At 51.6% G+C, this 17,007-nt stretch carries 14 protein-coding genes; 10 read left to right on the top strand and 4 right to left on the bottom strand.

The genetic code is table 11. The features are described from left to right. The first annotated feature begins 78 nt into the window (after positions 1-78). The 3 genes from ACJJIT_RS15790 to ACJJIT_RS15780 all read left to right on the top strand — a co-directional run bounded on the left by ACJJIT_RS15790 (position 79) and on the right by ACJJIT_RS15780 (position 3,028). Positions 79-759: a YEATS-associated helix-containing protein gene (locus tag ACJJIT_RS15790; protein WP_252084685.1), complete on the top strand. Its 681-nt coding sequence runs from the start codon at positions 79-81 to the stop codon at positions 757-759. A 141-nt stretch (positions 760-900) separates the two neighbouring features. Beyond that, positions 901-1,746, top strand: a complete 846-nt coding sequence (locus tag ACJJIT_RS15785; RefSeq protein ID WP_444899006.1) for an AAA family ATPase — start codon at positions 901-903, stop codon at positions 1,744-1,746. Between the two features lie 100 nt (positions 1,747-1,846). Beyond that, positions 1,847-3,028, top strand: coding sequence for a vWA domain-containing protein (locus ACJJIT_RS15780; protein ID WP_252084687.1), 1,182 nt, complete (start codon positions 1,847-1,849; stop codon positions 3,026-3,028). A 126-nt stretch (positions 3,029-3,154) separates the two neighbouring features. On the opposite strand, the gene ACJJIT_RS15775 is transcribed toward ACJJIT_RS15780, so the two are convergent. Then, the gene (locus ACJJIT_RS15775) at positions 3,155-4,648 is read right to left on the bottom strand and encodes a peptide MFS transporter (RefSeq protein ID WP_444899005.1); all 1,494 of its coding nucleotides are present in this window, start codon (positions 4,646-4,648) and stop codon (positions 3,155-3,157) included. 167 nt (positions 4,649-4,815) lie between these two features. On the opposite strand from ACJJIT_RS15775, the gene hrpA reads away from it, so the two are divergent. The 7 genes from hrpA to ACJJIT_RS15740 all read left to right on the top strand — a co-directional run bounded on the left by hrpA (position 4,816) and on the right by ACJJIT_RS15740 (position 14,006). Beyond that, the gene (gene hrpA / locus ACJJIT_RS15770; RefSeq protein ID WP_444899004.1) at positions 4,816-8,730 is read left to right on the top strand and encodes an ATP-dependent RNA helicase HrpA; all 3,915 of its coding nucleotides are present in this window, start codon (positions 4,816-4,818) and stop codon (positions 8,728-8,730) included. Between the two features lie 233 nt (positions 8,731-8,963). Then, on the top strand, positions 8,964-9,302 hold the full coding sequence (locus ACJJIT_RS15765; protein ID WP_252084690.1) for an HvfA family oxazolone/thioamide-modified RiPP metallophore: 339 nt from the start codon (positions 8,964-8,966) through the stop codon (positions 9,300-9,302). Between the two features lie 81 nt (positions 9,303-9,383). Then, entirely contained in the window at positions 9,384-10,229 is an 846-nt protein-coding gene (locus ACJJIT_RS15760; protein WP_444899003.1) for an HvfB family MNIO-type RiPP peptide maturase, read from the top strand. Beyond that, positions 10,210-10,992, top strand: coding sequence for an HvfC family RiPP maturation protein (locus ACJJIT_RS15755; protein ID WP_444899002.1), 783 nt, complete (start codon positions 10,210-10,212; stop codon positions 10,990-10,992). Before ACJJIT_RS15760 ends, ACJJIT_RS15755 begins: the two co-directional genes overlap by 20 nt. A 173-nt stretch (positions 10,993-11,165) precedes the next feature. Then, positions 11,166-12,065: an MlaA family lipoprotein gene (locus tag ACJJIT_RS15750; protein WP_444883863.1), complete on the top strand. Its 900-nt coding sequence runs from the start codon at positions 11,166-11,168 to the stop codon at positions 12,063-12,065. A gap of 38 nt (positions 12,066-12,103) precedes the next feature. Further along, a complete protein-coding gene (locus tag ACJJIT_RS15745; protein WP_444899001.1) occupies positions 12,104-13,282 on the top strand; it encodes a PP2C family protein-serine/threonine phosphatase in 1,179 nt (392 codons plus the stop codon). 205 nt (positions 13,283-13,487) lie between these two features. Next, positions 13,488-14,006, top strand: coding sequence for an STAS domain-containing protein (locus ACJJIT_RS15740; protein WP_252084694.1), 519 nt, complete (start codon positions 13,488-13,490; stop codon positions 14,004-14,006). 49 nt (positions 14,007-14,055) lie between these two features. Here the strand turns inward: ACJJIT_RS15740 and ACJJIT_RS15735 are convergent, their stop codons facing one another. The 3 genes from ACJJIT_RS15735 to dusA are packed head-to-tail and all read right to left on the bottom strand — an operon-like array spanning position 14,056 to position 16,524. Then, the gene (locus ACJJIT_RS15735) at positions 14,056-14,514 is read right to left on the bottom strand and encodes a tellurite resistance TerB family protein (RefSeq protein ID WP_252084695.1); all 459 of its coding nucleotides are present in this window, start codon (positions 14,512-14,514) and stop codon (positions 14,056-14,058) included. After that, entirely contained in the window at positions 14,495-15,490 is a 996-nt protein-coding gene (gene tal / locus ACJJIT_RS15730; RefSeq protein WP_444883866.1) for a transaldolase, read from the bottom strand. The genes ACJJIT_RS15735 and tal overlap by 20 nt, the downstream gene beginning before the upstream one ends. A 56-nt stretch (positions 15,491-15,546) precedes the next feature. Beyond that, positions 15,547-16,524 carry a tRNA dihydrouridine(20/20a) synthase DusA gene (dusA, locus tag ACJJIT_RS15725; protein WP_444899000.1) on the bottom strand — a complete coding sequence of 326 codons (978 nt, stop codon included), beginning with the start codon at positions 16,522-16,524 and terminating at the stop codon, positions 15,547-15,549. Between the last annotated feature and the right edge of the window lie 483 nt (positions 16,525-17,007).

Below are 17,007 nucleotides of genomic sequence, written 5' to 3'. Positions count from 1 at the left end.
TAAAGTTTATAAATTGCCCTTGGCGTAGATTTTCGCCCATAGTTATGGCGCAGGTTGCCAGAAGGCTGAGGAACCCTGATGCTCGACCACCTGCTGATTCTCACTGCAGTAATGCTGGTATCGGGCATTCTCGGTGGGCTGGTGAACTATTATCAAATGCTGTTTACGGAGGAGGATCCCGCCGGCCTTGCTCGCTGCCTGATTATGGGATTATGTGGTGCCTTAATGGTGCCAATCTTCCTGAAGTTTACCCAAAGCGATTTACTGATCGAAATCCAAGGCGACCCTTCGCGGCTTTTGATTTTTACCGGTTATTGTCTGCTTGCCGCTATAGCTTCCCGCATGTTCGTGTTTAATGCTGCGCGTCGCCAGCTGCGCGATGCCAGTATCGCCCGTGCTCGAGTGGAAAATATGGAGCAGGAACTGCGCACTATGCAGTTGGAAATGATGCCTTTGCTGGAACATGAGATAGAAGGGGATCTGGAGCAGGGGCCGGTGCTGGATTTCAACCAAATTCGCAAGCTGGACGACAATGCCCTGCAGGTACTCAATCTGCTAAATGACGGCGAGTGTGTATTCCGCTCCCTAAGTGGTATGGTGCAAGATAGTGGTATGGAGACCAATTCTATTGCCCGTGCCCTTAACAGCCTGCTTGTATTAGAAATGGTGGGCAAAATCCACAGTCACCTGGGGATTCGCTGGTATATCACCGGTAAGGGGCGCCAAGTAGTACACCGCCGCAGCACTCAGATGGCTTGAGCCATAGTCGATAACCCCCTTCATTTAGTCTCTACTCGGGCTGGTCATCCAATTTGATCGTTCCCGCCTCGCCACCCGCCCCGCTGTTCAATTATCATTCGCTAAATCTGAAGATAGCGTGATGACAGGATTGGAGTAAGCATGAAATTTACCGGTACCGATAGCTATGTAGCTACCGAAGACCTGCAGATGGCGGTGAACGCAGCCGTCACCTTACAGCGCCCTTTGTTGATCAAAGGCGAACCGGGCACCGGCAAAACACTGCTCGCGGAACAGGTTGCCGAGAGCCTTGGAATGAAATTGATCCAATGGCATATCAAATCTACCACTAAGGCCCAGCAGGGACTTTACGAGTACGATGCGGTATCCCGCCTGCGCGACTCCCAGTTGGGGGTGGATAAGGTTCACAATATTGCCAATTACATCAAGCGCGGCAAGCTGTGGGAATCCTTTGCTGCGGAAGAGCGTGTGGTGCTGCTGATCGATGAGATTGACAAAGCGGATATCGAATTCCCCAACGACTTGTTGGTGGAGCTGGATCGTATGGAATTCTTCGTTTACGAAACCGGAGAAACTATCAAGGCCAAGCACCGCCCCATTGTCATTATTACTTCGAATAATGAAAAAGAACTGCCGGATGCCTTCCTGCGCCGCTGCTTCTTTCATTACATCAGCTTTCCCGACCGCGATACCATGCGCAAAATTGTCGATGTCCATTACCCAGAAATCAAAGGGCAACTGGTCGCAGAAGCGATGGATATTTTCTTCCAGTTGCGCGAAGTACCGGGTTTAAAGAAGAAGCCTTCCACCTCAGAGCTGATTGATTGGTTGAAGTTGCTGATGGCCGATGATATTCCGGAAGAAGTACTCAAGAATCGCGATAACAACAGTGCTATTCCTCCGCTGTATGGCGCCTTGCTGAAAAATGAGCAAGATGTGCATATGCTCGAACGCCTGGCGTTTATGGCACGTCGTGACAACCGCTGAGCAAGCCTTGTTGCCTTTCATTAGGGGTAAACTTCTGCCCCTGATGATGTTCCGCTCGGTACCACTGAGCATTTTTTCCCATTGCTGACTGCGAATTACTATGCTGATTGGCTTTTTCCTGAATTTACGTCGCTATAAATTACCGGTATCCATCACCGAGTTGTTGGCCTTGCTGGAGGCTTTACAACAGCGCCTGGTTTTTGCAGATCTGGAGGAATTTTATTTCCTCGCTCGTGTCTGTCTGGTGAAGGATGAAAAACATTTCGATAAGTTCGACCGCGCTTTCGAGGCCTATTTCAAAGATTTGGAAACCCTCGACGATATCGTTGAGCAAATGATTCCGGAAGACTGGCTCAGAGCGGAATTTCTCAAGCAATTAAGCGAAGAGGAAAAGGCCAAAGTTCAAAGCCTGGGTGGTTTGGAAAAGTTGCTGGAGGAATTCAAAAAGCGTCTCGAAGAGCAGAAAAAGCGCCACAGTGGCGGCAATCGCTGGATAGGTACCGGTGGCACCAGCCCCTTTGGTAACAGTGGCTATCACCCGGGGGGTATTCGGGTGGGAGGGCAGGGACGTAATCGCTCGGCATCCAAGGTTTGGGAGAAGCGCCAATTTAAAAATCTGGATGACAGTATCAGCCTGGGAACCCGCAATATCCAAGTGGCTCTGCGCAAGTTGCGTAAATTTGCCCGCACTGGCGCAGCAGAAGAGCTGGATTTGAATAACACCATTTCTTCCACTGCGCGCAATGCGGGTTTGTTGGATATTAAGATGGTGCCAGAGCGGCACAACGCAATAAAAGTGCTGATCTTTTTCGATGTGGGCGGTTCTATGGACCCTTATGTGCGTGTGTGTGAAGAGTTATTCTCTGCCTGCCGCTCAGAATTTAAGCATTTGGAGTATTTTTATTTTCACAACTTTGTCTATGAACATGTGTGGAAAGACAACCAGCGGCGCTATAGCGAGAATACGTCTCTGTTGGAAGTACTGCGTACCTATGGCAAGGACTACAAGGTAATCTTTGTCGGTGATGCCTCTATGGCACCCTACGAAATTACCAGCCGTTTCGGCAGTGTTGAACATATGAATGAAGAGCCGGGTGCAGCCTGGATGGAACGTATCACCGATATTTACCACAATCTGATCTGGCTAAATCCGGTTGATGAGGAGTATTGGCAGTTTACGCCCAGTATCGGCATGACCCAGCGTCTAGTGGATGGCCATATGTATCCGATGACCCTTGAGGGATTGGATCGGGCGATTGCCTATTTAGTCAAAGGCCGCTAATAGCGGCGTCAATGAAGGTTCCTTGCAAGAAGCTCTAATCTAAGGAGTTTTAGGCAAGGAATTATCCACAGGCGGCACACTCCTGTGCCGAACTACCCGATAGATAATTTTAGAGTTAATCAAGTACTACTTTTTATTACCGCTGAAGTGTTTGGGTGGCGTTCCCTCGTGATCAGCAGTAATACTGATTTCTTCTCTGGTGGTTTCGCCCACTGTAACATGCACCTCTTCTGCACCGTGCATCCAATCCACTAGTTTTTCACGAATCAAATATAGAATAAAACCGGCCACTATGGCAGTTAGTGCGACACCGCCGAAAGTGGCGAGTGGTCCAGAAATCCCCACTAATTTACCGATCTCTGCTGCCCCTTTGTTGGCGATACCAATAAAGGCAAACCAGAGTCCCATCATCAGGGATAAATAGCGCAGGGGAGATAATTTGGTCACCACAGAAAGTCCGATAGGTGACAGGCAAAGTTCACCAATGGTGTGAAAAATGTAGGCGAAAATCAGCCACCAGATGCTTGCTTTAATGGTCTCGGAGTCGCCGATTTGTAGTGCCGCGCCGCACATAGAGAGAAAACCGATTCCGAGAAAAACTAACCCCAAGCTGAATTTAGCCGGTGAACTCGGCTCGCGATCTCCCATACCTACCCAGATAGAGGCCATAATCGGTGCGAGGATAATAATAAACAAGGGATTGACCATTTGTAGCCAGCTGGCAGGAATTTCCCATCCAAAGATATTCAGGTCGGTGCGGTACTTGGCAAATAGATTCATTGACCCGGCAGCTTGCTCAAAACCAGCCCAAAAAACCACGATAAACACACCCAGAACCAGAATGACTTTAATGCGATCCCGCTCTTCCTGTGTGAGGGGGCGGTGTTTATTTTCCTCCTCATTTTTTTTATTTTTCAGTTCCAGATGAGCGGAGGGTTCTACGCCTATTTCTCCCAAGTAGCGTTTGGCTTGAGTCATTTGCAGAATCAGGCCCAGCAGCATACCAATGCCTGCAACAATAAAGGCGAGCTGGTAGTCCACCTTTTCCCCAATCCAGCCTACGACCAAATAACCGAGAATTGAGCCCAGGTTGATCCCCATATAGAAAATAGTAAATGCGGTATCGCGGCGGTGGTCCCCCTCTTCGTAGAGATCCCCGACCATAGTGGAGATGTTCGGTTTAAAGAAACCATTGCCGATAATCAGTAGGGCCAGCCCCAGCCATAGCATATAAATCTCACTACCGTTTGGTAGCCAGGTATGAGGAAAACCCAGGGAGAATTGCCCCAGCATCATCAGGGTACCGCCAAACATGATGCAGCGGCGCTGCCCCCAGCGGTTGTCAGCCATCCAGCCACCGATAATGGGGGTCAGGTACACCAACATGGCATACCAGCCCAGATAACTAAGGGCTTTGGACTGCAATTCAGTATCGGTGAGCTGTTCCCAGCCAAAGACTGCGGCAGTGGCTGTGGAAGTCAGGTAAAAGACAAAAATACCGCGCATGCCGTAGTAGCTGAGACGTTCCCACATCTCGGTGCCAAACAGCAGAAACAACCCTTTGGGGTGGCCAAACAGCTGTCCGGCGCTGGCGGGGGGCTTGGGCTTGATCTCTTGCATAGTACTGCTCGCAAGGTGTGACCCTAAGGCGCAGCACTGCCACCAAAAGCAGTGCGCCTGTGAAAAAAATCACTATCTGGACCAGTATAGTTGAGCGCCACCAAGGGATTTTCTGCCCCTTAGCAAAGTGCGGGTATAATCTCACGTTTACCAATTCTGTATGAATTATGAGTCACACCGAAGCAGATAAAAGCCTGGGCGCTTTACAGGCCCGAATCTCCGGCTGTATGGGGCAGGACCGCTTCCAGCTGTATCGAACGGTTAAAAATGTGCGCCGGCGCCAGAAAGAGGGCAAGCCGGTCGATCGTATGTTGGCCCAGCTGGAGCAGCAGCTGCAGGTTTCCCAGTCTCTGGCAGAAGAGCGCCGGGGCAAATTGCCCGAAGTGCAGTGGCCGGAGTCGTTACCTGTAGTGGCGCGGCGTGAGGAAATCGCCGAGCTGATCGAAAAGCATCAGGTTGTTGTTATCGCTGGTGAAACCGGCTCCGGTAAAACCACCCAGTTACCCAAAATCTGCTTGTCCCTGGGGCGGGGTATTTATGGCCAGATTGGGCATACACAGCCACGTAGAATCGCCGCGCGCACAGTGGCCAATCGAATTGCTGAAGAATTGCAGCAACCTTTGGGGGAATCAGTCGGTTACCAGGTTCGTTTCACCGACCACAGCACCGAGCACACTCATGTCAAATTGATGACTGATGGTATTCTGCTGGCTGAAATTCAGCGCGATCCTCTATTGAATAAATACGATACGTTGATTATTGACGAGGCCCATGAACGCAGCCTCAATATTGATTTTCTACTGGGCTATTTAAAAACCATTCTGCCCAAGCGCCCAGATTTAAAACTGATTATTACCTCAGCTACGATTGATCTAGAAAAATTCTCTCAGCACTTTGATGACGCACCGATTATCGAAGTATCCGGTCGCACCTACCCGGTGGAAATTCACTATCGCCCGACGGCAAATAGCGATGCCGACCTCAACGAGCAGGTTGTCGCAGCAGTTGAAGAGTTACTGCATGAGGAAAAGTCCAGCAGCCGGCGCGGCGGGGACATCCTGGTATTTATGAGTGGTGAACGGGAAATCCGCGAGTGTGCCAAGGCTTTGCGGGATGCGCAGATAGCTCAGTTAGAGATACTGCCCTTATATGCACGGTTAAGTTTGGCAGAACAGGCTAAGGTCTTTCACGGCCATAAAGGTCGCCGTATTGTGCTGGCCACCAATGTGGCGGAGACCTCCATTACGGTGCCGGGTATTCGCTATGTGATTGACCCGGGTACTGCGCGTGTCAGCCGTTACAGCTATCGCAGTAAAATCCAACGATTGCCCATAGAGCCGGTTTCACAGGCCAGTGCCAACCAGCGCGCTGGCCGCTGTGGTCGTGTCAGTGCCGGTGTCTGTGTGCGCTTGTACGAAGAGCGGGACTTTGCACAGCGCGCAGAATTTACCGATGCGGAAATTCTGCGCACCAACCTGGCAGCGGTAATCCTGCAAATGTTGCAGCTGCGTATCGGCGATATCCGTGAGTTTCCCTTTGTCGATCCGCCCGATCCGCGCCTAATCAATGACGGCTATAAATTGTTGCAGGAATTACAAGCAGTCGATGACCAGGGCAGAGTAACCAAACTGGGCCGCGCACTTTCACGTTTGCCGCTGGACCCACGATTGAGTCGAATGTTGCTGTCCGGTGCGGACAATGGCAGTGCGCGCGAATTATTAATTATTGTCGCTGCCCTGGCCGTGCAGGACCCGCGCGAACGTCCGGCGGAAAAGCGCCAAGCGGCGGATGAAAAGCACCGACAGTGGCAGCATGAGCAATCGGATTTTCTATCCTTTGTGCAGCTATGGGATGCCTTCGAGACTCAGCGCCAGGAACTGAGCCAAAACCAGCTGCGCAAATGGTGCCAGAAAAACTTCTTATCCTGGCTGCGTATGCGTGAGTGGAGAGATATTCACCACCAATTGCGTGTGGCTTGCCGGGACCTCGAAGTCAAAGAAAACAAAGAACCTGCGGAGTACGAGGCAATACACCGGGCCATTGTCGTGGGTTTACTTGGTAATATTGGCGCTCGAGATGAGAATAAGGAATTTATCGGTTGTCGTAATCGTCGCTTCCATATTTTCCCCGGCTCCGGCCAATTTAAAAAACCTCCGCGCTGGGTGGTTTCCGCTCAGTTATTAGAAACCAGCCGCTTGTTCGCCCACACTGTTGCGAAAATAGAACCGGACTGGGTGTTGGCTGCGTCTAAGCACCTGGTAAAACGCAATTATTTTGAGCCCCACTACGATGTCCGCTCTGGGCAAGTAATGGCTTTTGAAAAAGTCTCTCTGTACGGCTTGGTACTGGTAGAAAAACGCCGTATTCCCTATGGCAAGTTGGACCCGCAAATCGCCCGGGAAGTATTTATTCGCCAAGCATTAGTGGAACAGCGTTATCGTGGCAAGGGTCGTTTTTATAAGCACTACACTGGCCTGTTGAAATCCCTGGAAGAGTTGGAAGCCAAGTCCCGTCGCCGAGATATTTTGGTGGACGATGAAGTGGTTTATCGCTTTTTCGATGAGCTAGTTCCCGCAGATGTCGTCAACCTGGCCGGGTTTGAGCATTGGCGCAAGAAAGCTGAAACCAGTGATCCGCGGTTGCTGTTTGTCCCCCGTGAGTTGTTGATGCAGCAGAGTGCTGATCACGTGGGTGAGGCGCAATTCCCTAACGAACTGCAGGCTGGGGGTATTGTTTACCCACTCCGTTATCACTTCGAGCCCGGCAGTGTAGATGATGGCGTCAGTATCCAGGTGCCCGTTGGGGCGTTACATCAGGTGCCTGCTGCTCGACTCTCCTGGTTGGTACCTGGAATTTTACGAGATAAATGTATCGCCCTAATAAAAGCCCTGCCGAAACAGTGGCGCAAATACTTTGTACCGGTACCGGCGGCTGTGGATAAGGCCCTGCCGCGACTGCGCGCAGACAATACTCCCCTATGGCAGTCGCTGGCCTTGGAGCTGCAACGTCAGACCGCTCAGAAGCTGCCTGAAGATGCCTGGGAATCTGCGGAACATTCCTTGGAAGATTTCTACCGCTTTAATATTCAGGTGTTGGATGAGTCAGGAAAATTGCTGGATCAGGATCGCGATCTCTCGCTATTGCAGGCACGCTATCGCGACCGGGTACAGCAGGGACTGGCAAATGCGGGCGATAGCTTCGAGCGGGATGATATTACCAGCTGGGATTTTGGTGAACTGCCGGAAACTCATACCCTCGATCAGGGAGGGCTCAAGGTGCGCGCCTATCCGGCGCTCGTAGAAGCTAAGGAAAGTGTTTCCCTGAAATTGCTGGATAATCCCGCTGAAGCGCGACGCCTGAGTCGTGCTGGGATCTGCCGCCTGGCTCTGTTGCACTTGCCCGAGAAGGTGAAATATCTACGTAAAGAGCTGTTGCGTGGCAAAGAGTTGGGGCTTTCCGCCGCAGATCTGGGGCGCCGCGAAGAAGTGGCAGACGATATTCTGATGGCTGCCGCGCGTGAAGTCTTCTGGGGAGATGAAAACTGGCCACGCAGTGAAGCTGAGTTTCTATCTGCACTGGAGAAAGAGGGTGATTTGGTGGGAGTGGCCCAGGAAATTGGCGACCTTTTGGTCAAAGCCCTGGGGCAATTGGTTCCCCTGCGCAAGCAGATCAAACAGCAAAAGAACCTGGCAGTCGCTATGGCGGTGGGGGATATCCAGCAGCAATTGGCAGGACTTTTCTACCGGGGTGTCTTGTTTGATACTCCTCTGCAATGGTTGCGCCAGTATGGCCGTTATCTCAAGGCGATTTCTGTGCGTCTGGAAAAGGCGGCCCTCGATCCAAACCGCGACCGCAAGTTGCAAGTGGAGTACCACAAGGCTGCCGAGTCTTTCGATAATCAGATTGAGAAGTTTTCGAGGAGAGAGCTGGCATCAGAGCCTGCGCTGGTAGAGTATCGCTGGATGCTTGAGGAATTCCGTGTGAGCCTGTTTGCACAGACGTTGAAGACTCTGATGCCGATCTCCGCCAAGCGCCTGCACAAAGTTTGGATAGAAATTGATGGCATGGAGCTGCTCGATTGAGTACTGCTTAGCCACAGTTCACAAAAAAATTTGTGGCCTTGTGTAATATTTCCCAAACTGGCCCGACAGATGAATGAGAGTCGGTAAGCATACGCGGCATCATTAACTATGTGATGGCTGTGAGCCGGTTTCACAATATGACGGTTTTTCAGTGCGCATCATTATACTGTTGCGGGACATAGAAAAAGTCATAGAGAGTTATATTACATTGGGTATTAGTTAGGAGATTCATTATGAACAAGAAGCATCTTTCCCCTGTAGCAGCTGCTGTTGGTGCTGCTTTTATTGCAACTGCTGCGATGAATGTATCTGCATCCACCGCTGAAGCTAACCCGTTTGCCGCTGCTGAGCTCACCTCCGGTTATAACTTGGCTCTGGCCGATCACGATGACAAGGAGAAAGAAGGCAAGTGCGGCCACGGCAAGAATAAAGAAGGTAAATGCGGCGAAGGCAAAAAGAAAGAAGGTAAATGCGGCGAAGGCAAAAAGAAAGAAGGTAAATGCGGCGAAGGTAAGTGTGGAGAAGGTAAAAAGAAAGAAGGTAAGTGCGGCGAGGGGAAATGCGGTAACTAATACCCCAACACGCGCGATTGGGGCGGCACTGTGTTAAGGGCCGCCCCAAGTACTTTTCACTATCACTAGAGGCAAATAGCGGTGCGTAATTATCCAGTGGAGGGTGCCGGTCTCGGGCTGCGTCGCTCTATGATGGGTGAAGAACTTTCATCGGGTACGGTGGATTTCTTTGAGGTGGCGCCGGAGAATTGGATTGGCGTCGGTGGGCGCTATGGCCGCTGGTTTCACCAGCTCAGCGAACGATATCCATTTATCCTACATGGCCTGTCTCTATCTATTGGCTCGTCTGACCCGCTGGATATGGATCTGCTTGCTTCGATCAAGCAGTTTATTCGCGATCACAATATCCGTCTTTACAGCGAGCACTTGAGCTACTGCTCAGATAAGGGCCATCTCTACGATTTATTACCCATCCCCTTTACCGAAGAAGCGGTAATGTATGTCGCCGAGCGAATTCGCATTGTGCAGGATACCCTGGAGCAACGTATTGCCATGGAGAATGTCTCCTATTATGCGGCGCCGGGTCAGGAGATGAGTGAGCTGGCATTTTTGCAGGCGGTCCTGCAAGAGGCGGACTGCGACCTTCTGCTCGACGTAAATAATATCTATGTGAATTCAATCAATCATCGCTATGACCCCCTGGAATTTTTGCGCGGGCTTCCCTCCGAGCGTATGCGCTATGTACATGTAGCCGGGCATTACGATGAGGCGGATGATCTGAAAGTGGATACACACGGTGCTGCAGTGATTGATCCCGTGTGGCAGTTGTTGAACAAAGCCTACGAGATACACGGTGTCATGCCGACCTTGCTGGAGCGCGATTTCAATATCCCACCGCTGCCGCAATTGTTTCAGGAAGTGGAACAGATCAAGAGCATTCAGGCCTGTCACCGAGAAGAAGAGAGCTATGTCATCAGTCGCCGATAAGACAGCCAGGTTCCAGGGCTTACAGCGGGCTTTAGCCAATCACCTACGCGCCCCTGATCAAGTTGAGGCGCCAGAGGATATTGAGGACCGGCGAGTTGCCATATATCGGGACCTGATTTACAACAATATCGAATCTTTTATTGCCAGTGGTTTCCCTGTATTACGCAGCCTCTACAGTGATGAGTACTGGCATAAAATGGTGCGTGATTTTGTTCAGCACCACACTTCCAAGAGCCCCTACTTTCTGCAGATTAGTGAGGAGTTTCTCACTTACCTGCAACAGGAGAGGGAACCGCGGGAGGAAGACCCAGCGTTTCTATTGGAGCTGGCTCATTATGAGTGGGTAGAGCTGGCGCTGGATGTGAGTACTGAGGAGATTCCCACCGACCTGGATCGCCAGGGAGATTTATTGAGCTCTATTCCAGTGGTATCGCCGCTGGTGTGGAGTCTCAGTTACCGTTTCCCGGTGCACCGTATCGGTCCTACCTATCAGCCCCAGGAGCCAGCTGATTCTCCCACCTTCTTGCTGGTCTATCGCGACCTTAGCGATGAAGTCAGCTTTATGGAAATCAATGCAGTAACCGCACGACTATTGCAGTTGGCCTCCGAGGGTGATGTCACAGGGGAGCAGTTGTTGGCACAAATTGCTGCCGAGCTACCGCAAGTCGATAGCGAAGCCCTTTTCGGCTTCGGTATTGAGTTACTCCAGAAATTACTGGATAACGGAGTGATCGCTGGTTTGCGGCCTCAGGCGACAGAGTAGATCGGCCGGGCCTAGGATTTCTGGCGCAAATTACCTTTCTGTGACAGCGTGTGCTTGCCTGAAACTGCGGCATCTTTGATGAATACCAGCTGCTATGCTGCCGAGGGTGGTTTACAGTTTGCGGGGGCGTTAGAATCCTTGACCTTGAAATTTGTTAGAAGAGGAGCAGGGTTTTGCTAGGACGCAGAGATTTATCGCCCTGGTTGATGGCCGCAATACTGGCCATCTCCCCCATGGGCGCTTTGGCGACACAGGACCCATTTGGTGACGCCGCCACTCCCTCAGCCCAGCCTGAGGCGGTAGAGCAGAATGACGTTAGTGGTGAATCCAATGGTTCACTACTGGATGAGTATGGCTTTGACCCCGCGGAAGAATTTGAGAGTGAGGAAGGTGAAGACTTTTCTCTTCGCGATCCCTGGGAGGGATTTAACCGCGCCATATTCAGCTTCAATGACGGTGCGGATCGCTATGTGCTAAAACCGGCGGCTGTGAGTTATCGGCAGATTACCCCGATATTTGTACAGCAAGGTGTAAGCAACTTTTTCAGTAATCTGGCTGAAGTGACCAATACCTTTAATGGTGTGTTACAGGGCAAGTGGGGCCAGGCGGGTAATGACGCCGGTCGTCTGCTAATCAATACCACCATTGGTATTGCCGGTCTTTTTGATGTTGCCAAGCATATGGGCTTGGAGAAAGGTGACGGTGAGGACTTTGGCCAAACTCTAGCGGTTTGGGGGGTACCCTCTGGTCCCTACCTGGTGTTGCCACTGCTAGGGCCCTCCACCGTGCGGGATACGCCAGCTAGAGTGGTGGATTACTACACCAATCCTCTGACCTATGTGGAGCACGATCCCACTCGCTATACCCTTAAGGCTACCGATATTATCCAGAGTCGCGCTAGCCTGCTGAAGGCTGAATCCCTTCTGCAGGGTGATCGCTATATTCTGCTACGCGACGCCTACCTGCAGCGCCGCGATTTCTTGATTGTGGATGGTGAAGTGGATGTGGATACCGCGACCGAAGCTGCCGAGGCAATCGATCAGGGGGAAGTCGAAGAGTCCAGTGACTACTGAGCAACAGCTAGTTAGCCCCCTTTCCAAAAGAGCCTGCCATGGCCGGCCCCAGTAGCCTGTTACTGACCGATGATGAGCGCTCCCGCAATTTCTTGCGTGGAGCGCTTTCGCGTCAAGGGCTTTCAGTTGCTGTAGCTGATAGTGGCCAGCAAGGCATAGAACAATTTACTCCTGAACTGTTTCAGCTGGTTATCGTCGATCTACTCCTGCCCGATATGGATGGGTTGGAGGTACTGCGCAAAATCAAGCTCCGCTCCCCGGCGACGGCGGTTGTAATGATTGCCGAGCAGGGTGAGCTTCACGAAGTATTACAGGCCATGCGTCTGGGGGCCTGCGATTATCTGATCAAACCCATTCAACAGGCTGCATTGATCGATAAAGTAATCTGCCGTATCACCGGCGCGGAAAACCTCGCCCAGCAGAATATTGAGTACCGCAACACCCTGGAGCAGCGCAATAGCGAGCTGCGCGAGCACGTAGAAGTATTGCGCCGTGATCAGGAGGCCGGTCGCTTGCTGCAGCAGCACCTGTTGCCACGCAGTCCCTATTTTTATCCCGGCGGCGTTGAGGCCGCCTACCGCCTGATCCCCTCTCTGTATCTCAGCGGCGATTTTGTCGATTACGGTTTGTTCGGCGAGCGCTTTGTGGCGTTTTATCTGGTGGATGTCTCAGGGCATGGGGTGTCCTCCGCATTGGTTACGGCACTGATCAAAAACAGCGTGATGCATCGCCTGCGTGAGCGCCCTTTGTTTTCCCAACTGGAGTCCCTGGACTCCGACTTGTTGGAAGTTTTGGAGTTGATTAACCGCGAGCTCTTATCCACAGGTATGGGTAAACACGCCAGCATGTTTATCGGTGTGGTAGATACCGCCGCTAGCCAACTGCACTATGCCGTCGCCGGACAGATTCCCATGCCGGCGCTTGCCAGTGTCGCTGGCGCCGACTGGCTGCCGGGCAAGGGGCGGCCCTTGGGCATTTTTGAGCGGGGTGACTGGCAGGTAATGTGTGCCGAGCTGCCCAGCAGTTGGCGGTTGGTGGCCTGCTCCGATGGTGTACTGGAGTTACTCGAAGGCGATTTACTGCAAAAAGAAGAGCGGTTACTAGAGTTGATAAGCGCTACGGGCGGTGAGTTGGGAGTACTGTGTGAGAGCCTGAAAGTGGACACTTTTGGCGCATTACCCGATGACATTACAATTCTTACCCTTGCCCACGTTTAGAGGTGGCATTTCTGCGACTAAATAGTCGAATTTCATGCCCTAGCACTCTTGTCAGTCCCAGCAGTCAGGAGTAAGCTCCGCCCATCCTATGCACAAAAGTGCCGAGGCGGCAAAACCGCCGCAAGCATTTTTGCTCTACCAGTGAACTTTCGCCATCCAGTACACTTTAATCCACTGAGTGTGTTCGGGTGAGCCAGGGGTTGTTATGCAGTCCGGGCAAATTATGGTTGGGGCCCACCAGGGCGTTTACATCATTAAATTGATGGGCGATGTTCGCCTCAACCTATGCACTTCTTTCGATAGTTTTATCGATAATATGTTTGCAAGCAGTGACTTTGCCGGTGTGGCCTTTGACTTACACGGTGCCGAGGGTGTGGATAGCACAACCCTGGGGCTGATGGCCAAGATCGCGATTCGCGCACAGGAGCGTGGCTGCCAGAAGCCCTTGGTATTCCTTGCCGATAGGGGCATTCAACATCTGCTAGATGCGATGGGTTTCGACTCCCTGATGGAAATCAGCGATGAGAAACGTGATTTCTCCGTGGAGACAACTCCGTTGGTCTGTAAAACCCCGGATGAATGTGCTGCTCGGGAGAAGGTACTAGAGGCACACCGGGTGCTGATGAGTATGAACGAGCAAAATGCGGAAACCTTTCGCGATCTGGTCCATACCCTCGAGCTAGAATGTGGCTCCCACAGCAAGTCCTCCGCGCACCTGCACTGAGATTTAACAAACACCCTCCTTCAAAGTTTTAACGCCCCGGCAAAACTTTTCAGCTACTCCGCATGTCTCTAGCTTCCGCCCGTGCGCGGGTAAAGAGTCCGTGGGGAAGGTAAATTAACTCGGAAACCCGGCGGATTAGATGTTCTTCAAAAGCCTCGATCACATCGTCGGAAAAAGCCACCTGCCACATCTGCCGAACCAGCAGGTACTTGTCTCGCTCGCTGAACTGGTCATTGACGGCCTGGGTAAACTCAAACAGGGAAGTGGCTCGCTCCCTTTGCTCTATGGCTTCATCAATAATCTCTGCCGCCGCATGGCTGCTCAGCGCGTAGTGTTGGCAAAGTAGTTCGATCAAAGTGTTACGTTCGCGCGGGTCTAGCTTTTGATCCACAGTAGCCACCTCAACCAGTAAGGCGGCACTAATCATTCGCACGTCTTTTTCATCGTGCATTTCAACATCGGCACTGTTGCCAATCTGTTCAAACAGCTTACGGATTTGTTGCAGCATCAGTTTCCCGGCGTCCCATCACTTGGCTCTGCAGCAGCATTTCGAGCCGCTCCTGGTCTTTGACAAAATTACGGATACCCTCGGCGAGCTTTTCTGTGGCCATGGCATCACTGTTGAGTTGGTAGCGGAATGCTGCTTCGCAGAGTCGCCCCTCAGGGCGTGGCAGCGGTTCGTTGACCGTGGGAAGCCCACCAACCAATAAACCCTCGCTCTCTTCCAGAGACTGGAGCAGCTGAGGGCTGATGGTTAAGCGATCGCATCCGGCCAGCGCTTCGATCTCCTCCGTGTTGCGGAAGCTGGCGCCCATCACAATGGTGGAGTAGTCGCGCGACTTATAATAATGATAGATATTGCGTACCGACAGTACACCGGGATCCTCTTCACCGCTAAAGGCTTTGCGGTCTCCATTGGCTAGATGCCAGTCGAGGATGCGGCCCACAAAGGGAGAGATCAGTGTTACTCCAGCTTCGGCGCAGGCAATCGCTTGGCTCAAACAGAACAGCAGGGTGAGGTTGCAGTGAATGCCCTCCCGTTCCAATATCTCTGCTGCTGCTATTCCCTCCCAGGTGGCGGCGACTTTAATTAGTACTCGCTCCCGGGCTACGCCTTCGCGCTCGTATAGGGCCACAAGGTGTCTGGCGTAATCAATAGTGGCGCGGGTATCGAAAGACAGGCGCGCGTCCACCTCGGTAGAGACTACCCCAGGGATCAATTGCAATATTTCACTGCCGATACTGACAGCCAGCTTGATTGCAGCCAGCCGCGCTGTTTCAGAGGAGTTAGCGCCACTGTGGTGGTGAGTTGCCCAGTCCAGTGACTCTTGGATCAGGCCCTTGTATTGGGGCAGTTGGGCAGCCTTAAAGAGTAAAGAGGGATTGGTGGTGGCATCCTGGGGGCGATAGCGGCGTATGGCATCAATATCGCCAGTATCTGCTACCACCTGGCTGCGCTGTTTGAGTTGATCCAGTTTATTCATCGCGATTCCCTCGATAGTATTTGGCTTCCCTTCCTATGAAATACTGGCCTTCCAAGTTAAGCCGCTTGGGTGACCAGTGACAAAGCTTGCTCCACAACCTCAGGCCCTGCCCCTTTCTTGTGAGCATTTTCACTCAGATGACGACGGAAACGGCGTGCCCCGGGCAGGCCCTGAAAGAGCCCGAGCATATGCCGGGTAATATGGTTGAGGCGTTGACCACTTGCCAGTTCTCGCTCGATATAGGGCAACATCTGCTCGACCACTTGCGCGGCATCGGGTCCTTCATTTTCTCCAAACAACACACTGTCCACTTGTGAAAGAAGTGCTGGGGTCTGATAGGCGGCGCGACCGAGCATAACACCATCTACCCGCTGTAAATGTTGCTGGCATTCTTCCAGAGAATTAATGCCACCATTAATGATGACTTGCAGCTGTGGGTAATCCTTTTTCAGCTGGTAAACCATATCGTAGTTAAGCGGTGGGATTTCGCGGTTTTCCTTTGGGCTGAGGCCCTGCAGCCAGGCTTTGCGGGCATGGACGATAAATGTCTCTGTGCCGATGGCTGCCTGCGCCTCCACAAAACGGGTCAGGCCAGGGTAGTCTTCCATATCGTCTATACCGATACGGTGTTTGACTGTGACCGGAATAGACACTGAGTCACGCATTGCAGATAAGCCGGCAGCTACGACATCTGGTTCCGCCATCAGGCAGGCGCCAAAACGTCCAGACTGAACCCGGTCACTGGGGCAGCCGCAGTTGAGGTTGATTTCCGCATACCCCCACTCCTCGGCAATTCGTGCGCACTCCGCCAGCTCGCGCGGGTCGCTTCCGCCAATTTGTAGGGCGACAGGCAGTTCGCCAGCGTCAAATTGCAGGTGGCGCTGGCGATCTCCGTGCAAAATTGCCCCAGTGGTCACCATTTCGCTATAAAGGCGGGCGCGTTTACTCAGTAGGCGCCACATATAGCGGCAGTGACGGTCACTCCAATCGAGTAGTGGCGCGGTGCAAAAGCGGTGGGGACTGTAATCAGACATAAACTACGATGTAAAAGACTAATAAAAACAGAGTAGCCCGCCATTATATGGGATGTAAAACAAAGACCCCATAGTGTTAGGGTACATTGCATAAAAGAGAGGGGGCTGAAGTGGGCTAGAGGGTGGCTCAATATACTTGAATGCTTTATTAAAAACTGAGTGACAAAGTTAGCTCGCCCTCAGAGTGAAAAATCAAGGTAATTGGGAGTTGGTAGGAGTAATTCAATCAATATCTTAATTCTGTAAATTCGTATTTAATATTTTCTTCCAGTTGCTTATCGATTTGTACCTTTAGAAATTAATGGATTTTATCTTCTCGCGACAATATTAATAAACAGTCATATATAACACTTGACTTAAATCTCTAAAGAGTGGATTTTTTGTACTTTGGTGCGAGATGGGTTAATAATTGGTCATGTAAATTTCAACCATATCGCACTTGTGAGTACTACCTATTGTTACTTATTGTGTAGTGCTTCAGGG

This window comes from Microbulbifer mixtoriginis (SeqCode), assembly GCF_052467515.1.
Note: the sequence above shows the minus strand (reverse complement) of the source record. Positions and strands in the feature narration are given on the sequence as shown.

Coding starts and splice junctions, on each gene's coding strand:
- ACJJIT_RS15790 (WP_252084685.1), top strand. CDS start 79: ATGCTCGACCACCTGCTGATTCTCACTGCAGTAATGCTGGTATCGGGC.
- ACJJIT_RS15785 (WP_444899006.1), top strand. CDS start 901: ATGAAATTTACCGGTACCGATAGCTATGTAGCTACCGAAGACCTGCAG.
- ACJJIT_RS15780 (WP_252084687.1), top strand. CDS start 1,847: ATGCTGATTGGCTTTTTCCTGAATTTACGTCGCTATAAATTACCGGTA.
- ACJJIT_RS15775 (WP_444899005.1), bottom strand. CDS start 4,648: ATGCAAGAGATCAAGCCCAAGCCCCCCGCCAGCGCCGGACAGCTGTTT.
- hrpA (WP_444899004.1), top strand. CDS start 4,816: ATGAGTCACACCGAAGCAGATAAAAGCCTGGGCGCTTTACAGGCCCGA.
- ACJJIT_RS15765 (WP_252084690.1), top strand. CDS start 8,964: ATGAACAAGAAGCATCTTTCCCCTGTAGCAGCTGCTGTTGGTGCTGCT.
- ACJJIT_RS15755 (WP_444899002.1), top strand. CDS start 10,210: ATGTCATCAGTCGCCGATAAGACAGCCAGGTTCCAGGGCTTACAGCGG.
- ACJJIT_RS15745 (WP_444899001.1), top strand. CDS start 12,104: ATGGCCGGCCCCAGTAGCCTGTTACTGACCGATGATGAGCGCTCCCGC.
- ACJJIT_RS15740 (WP_252084694.1), top strand. CDS start 13,488: ATGCAGTCCGGGCAAATTATGGTTGGGGCCCACCAGGGCGTTTACATC.
- ACJJIT_RS15735 (WP_252084695.1), bottom strand. CDS start 14,514: ATGCTGCAACAAATCCGTAAGCTGTTTGAACAGATTGGCAACAGTGCC.
- tal (WP_444883866.1), bottom strand. CDS start 15,490: ATGAATAAACTGGATCAACTCAAACAGCGCAGCCAGGTGGTAGCAGAT.
- dusA (WP_444899000.1), bottom strand. CDS start 16,524: ATGTCTGATTACAGTCCCCACCGCTTTTGCACCGCGCCACTACTCGAT.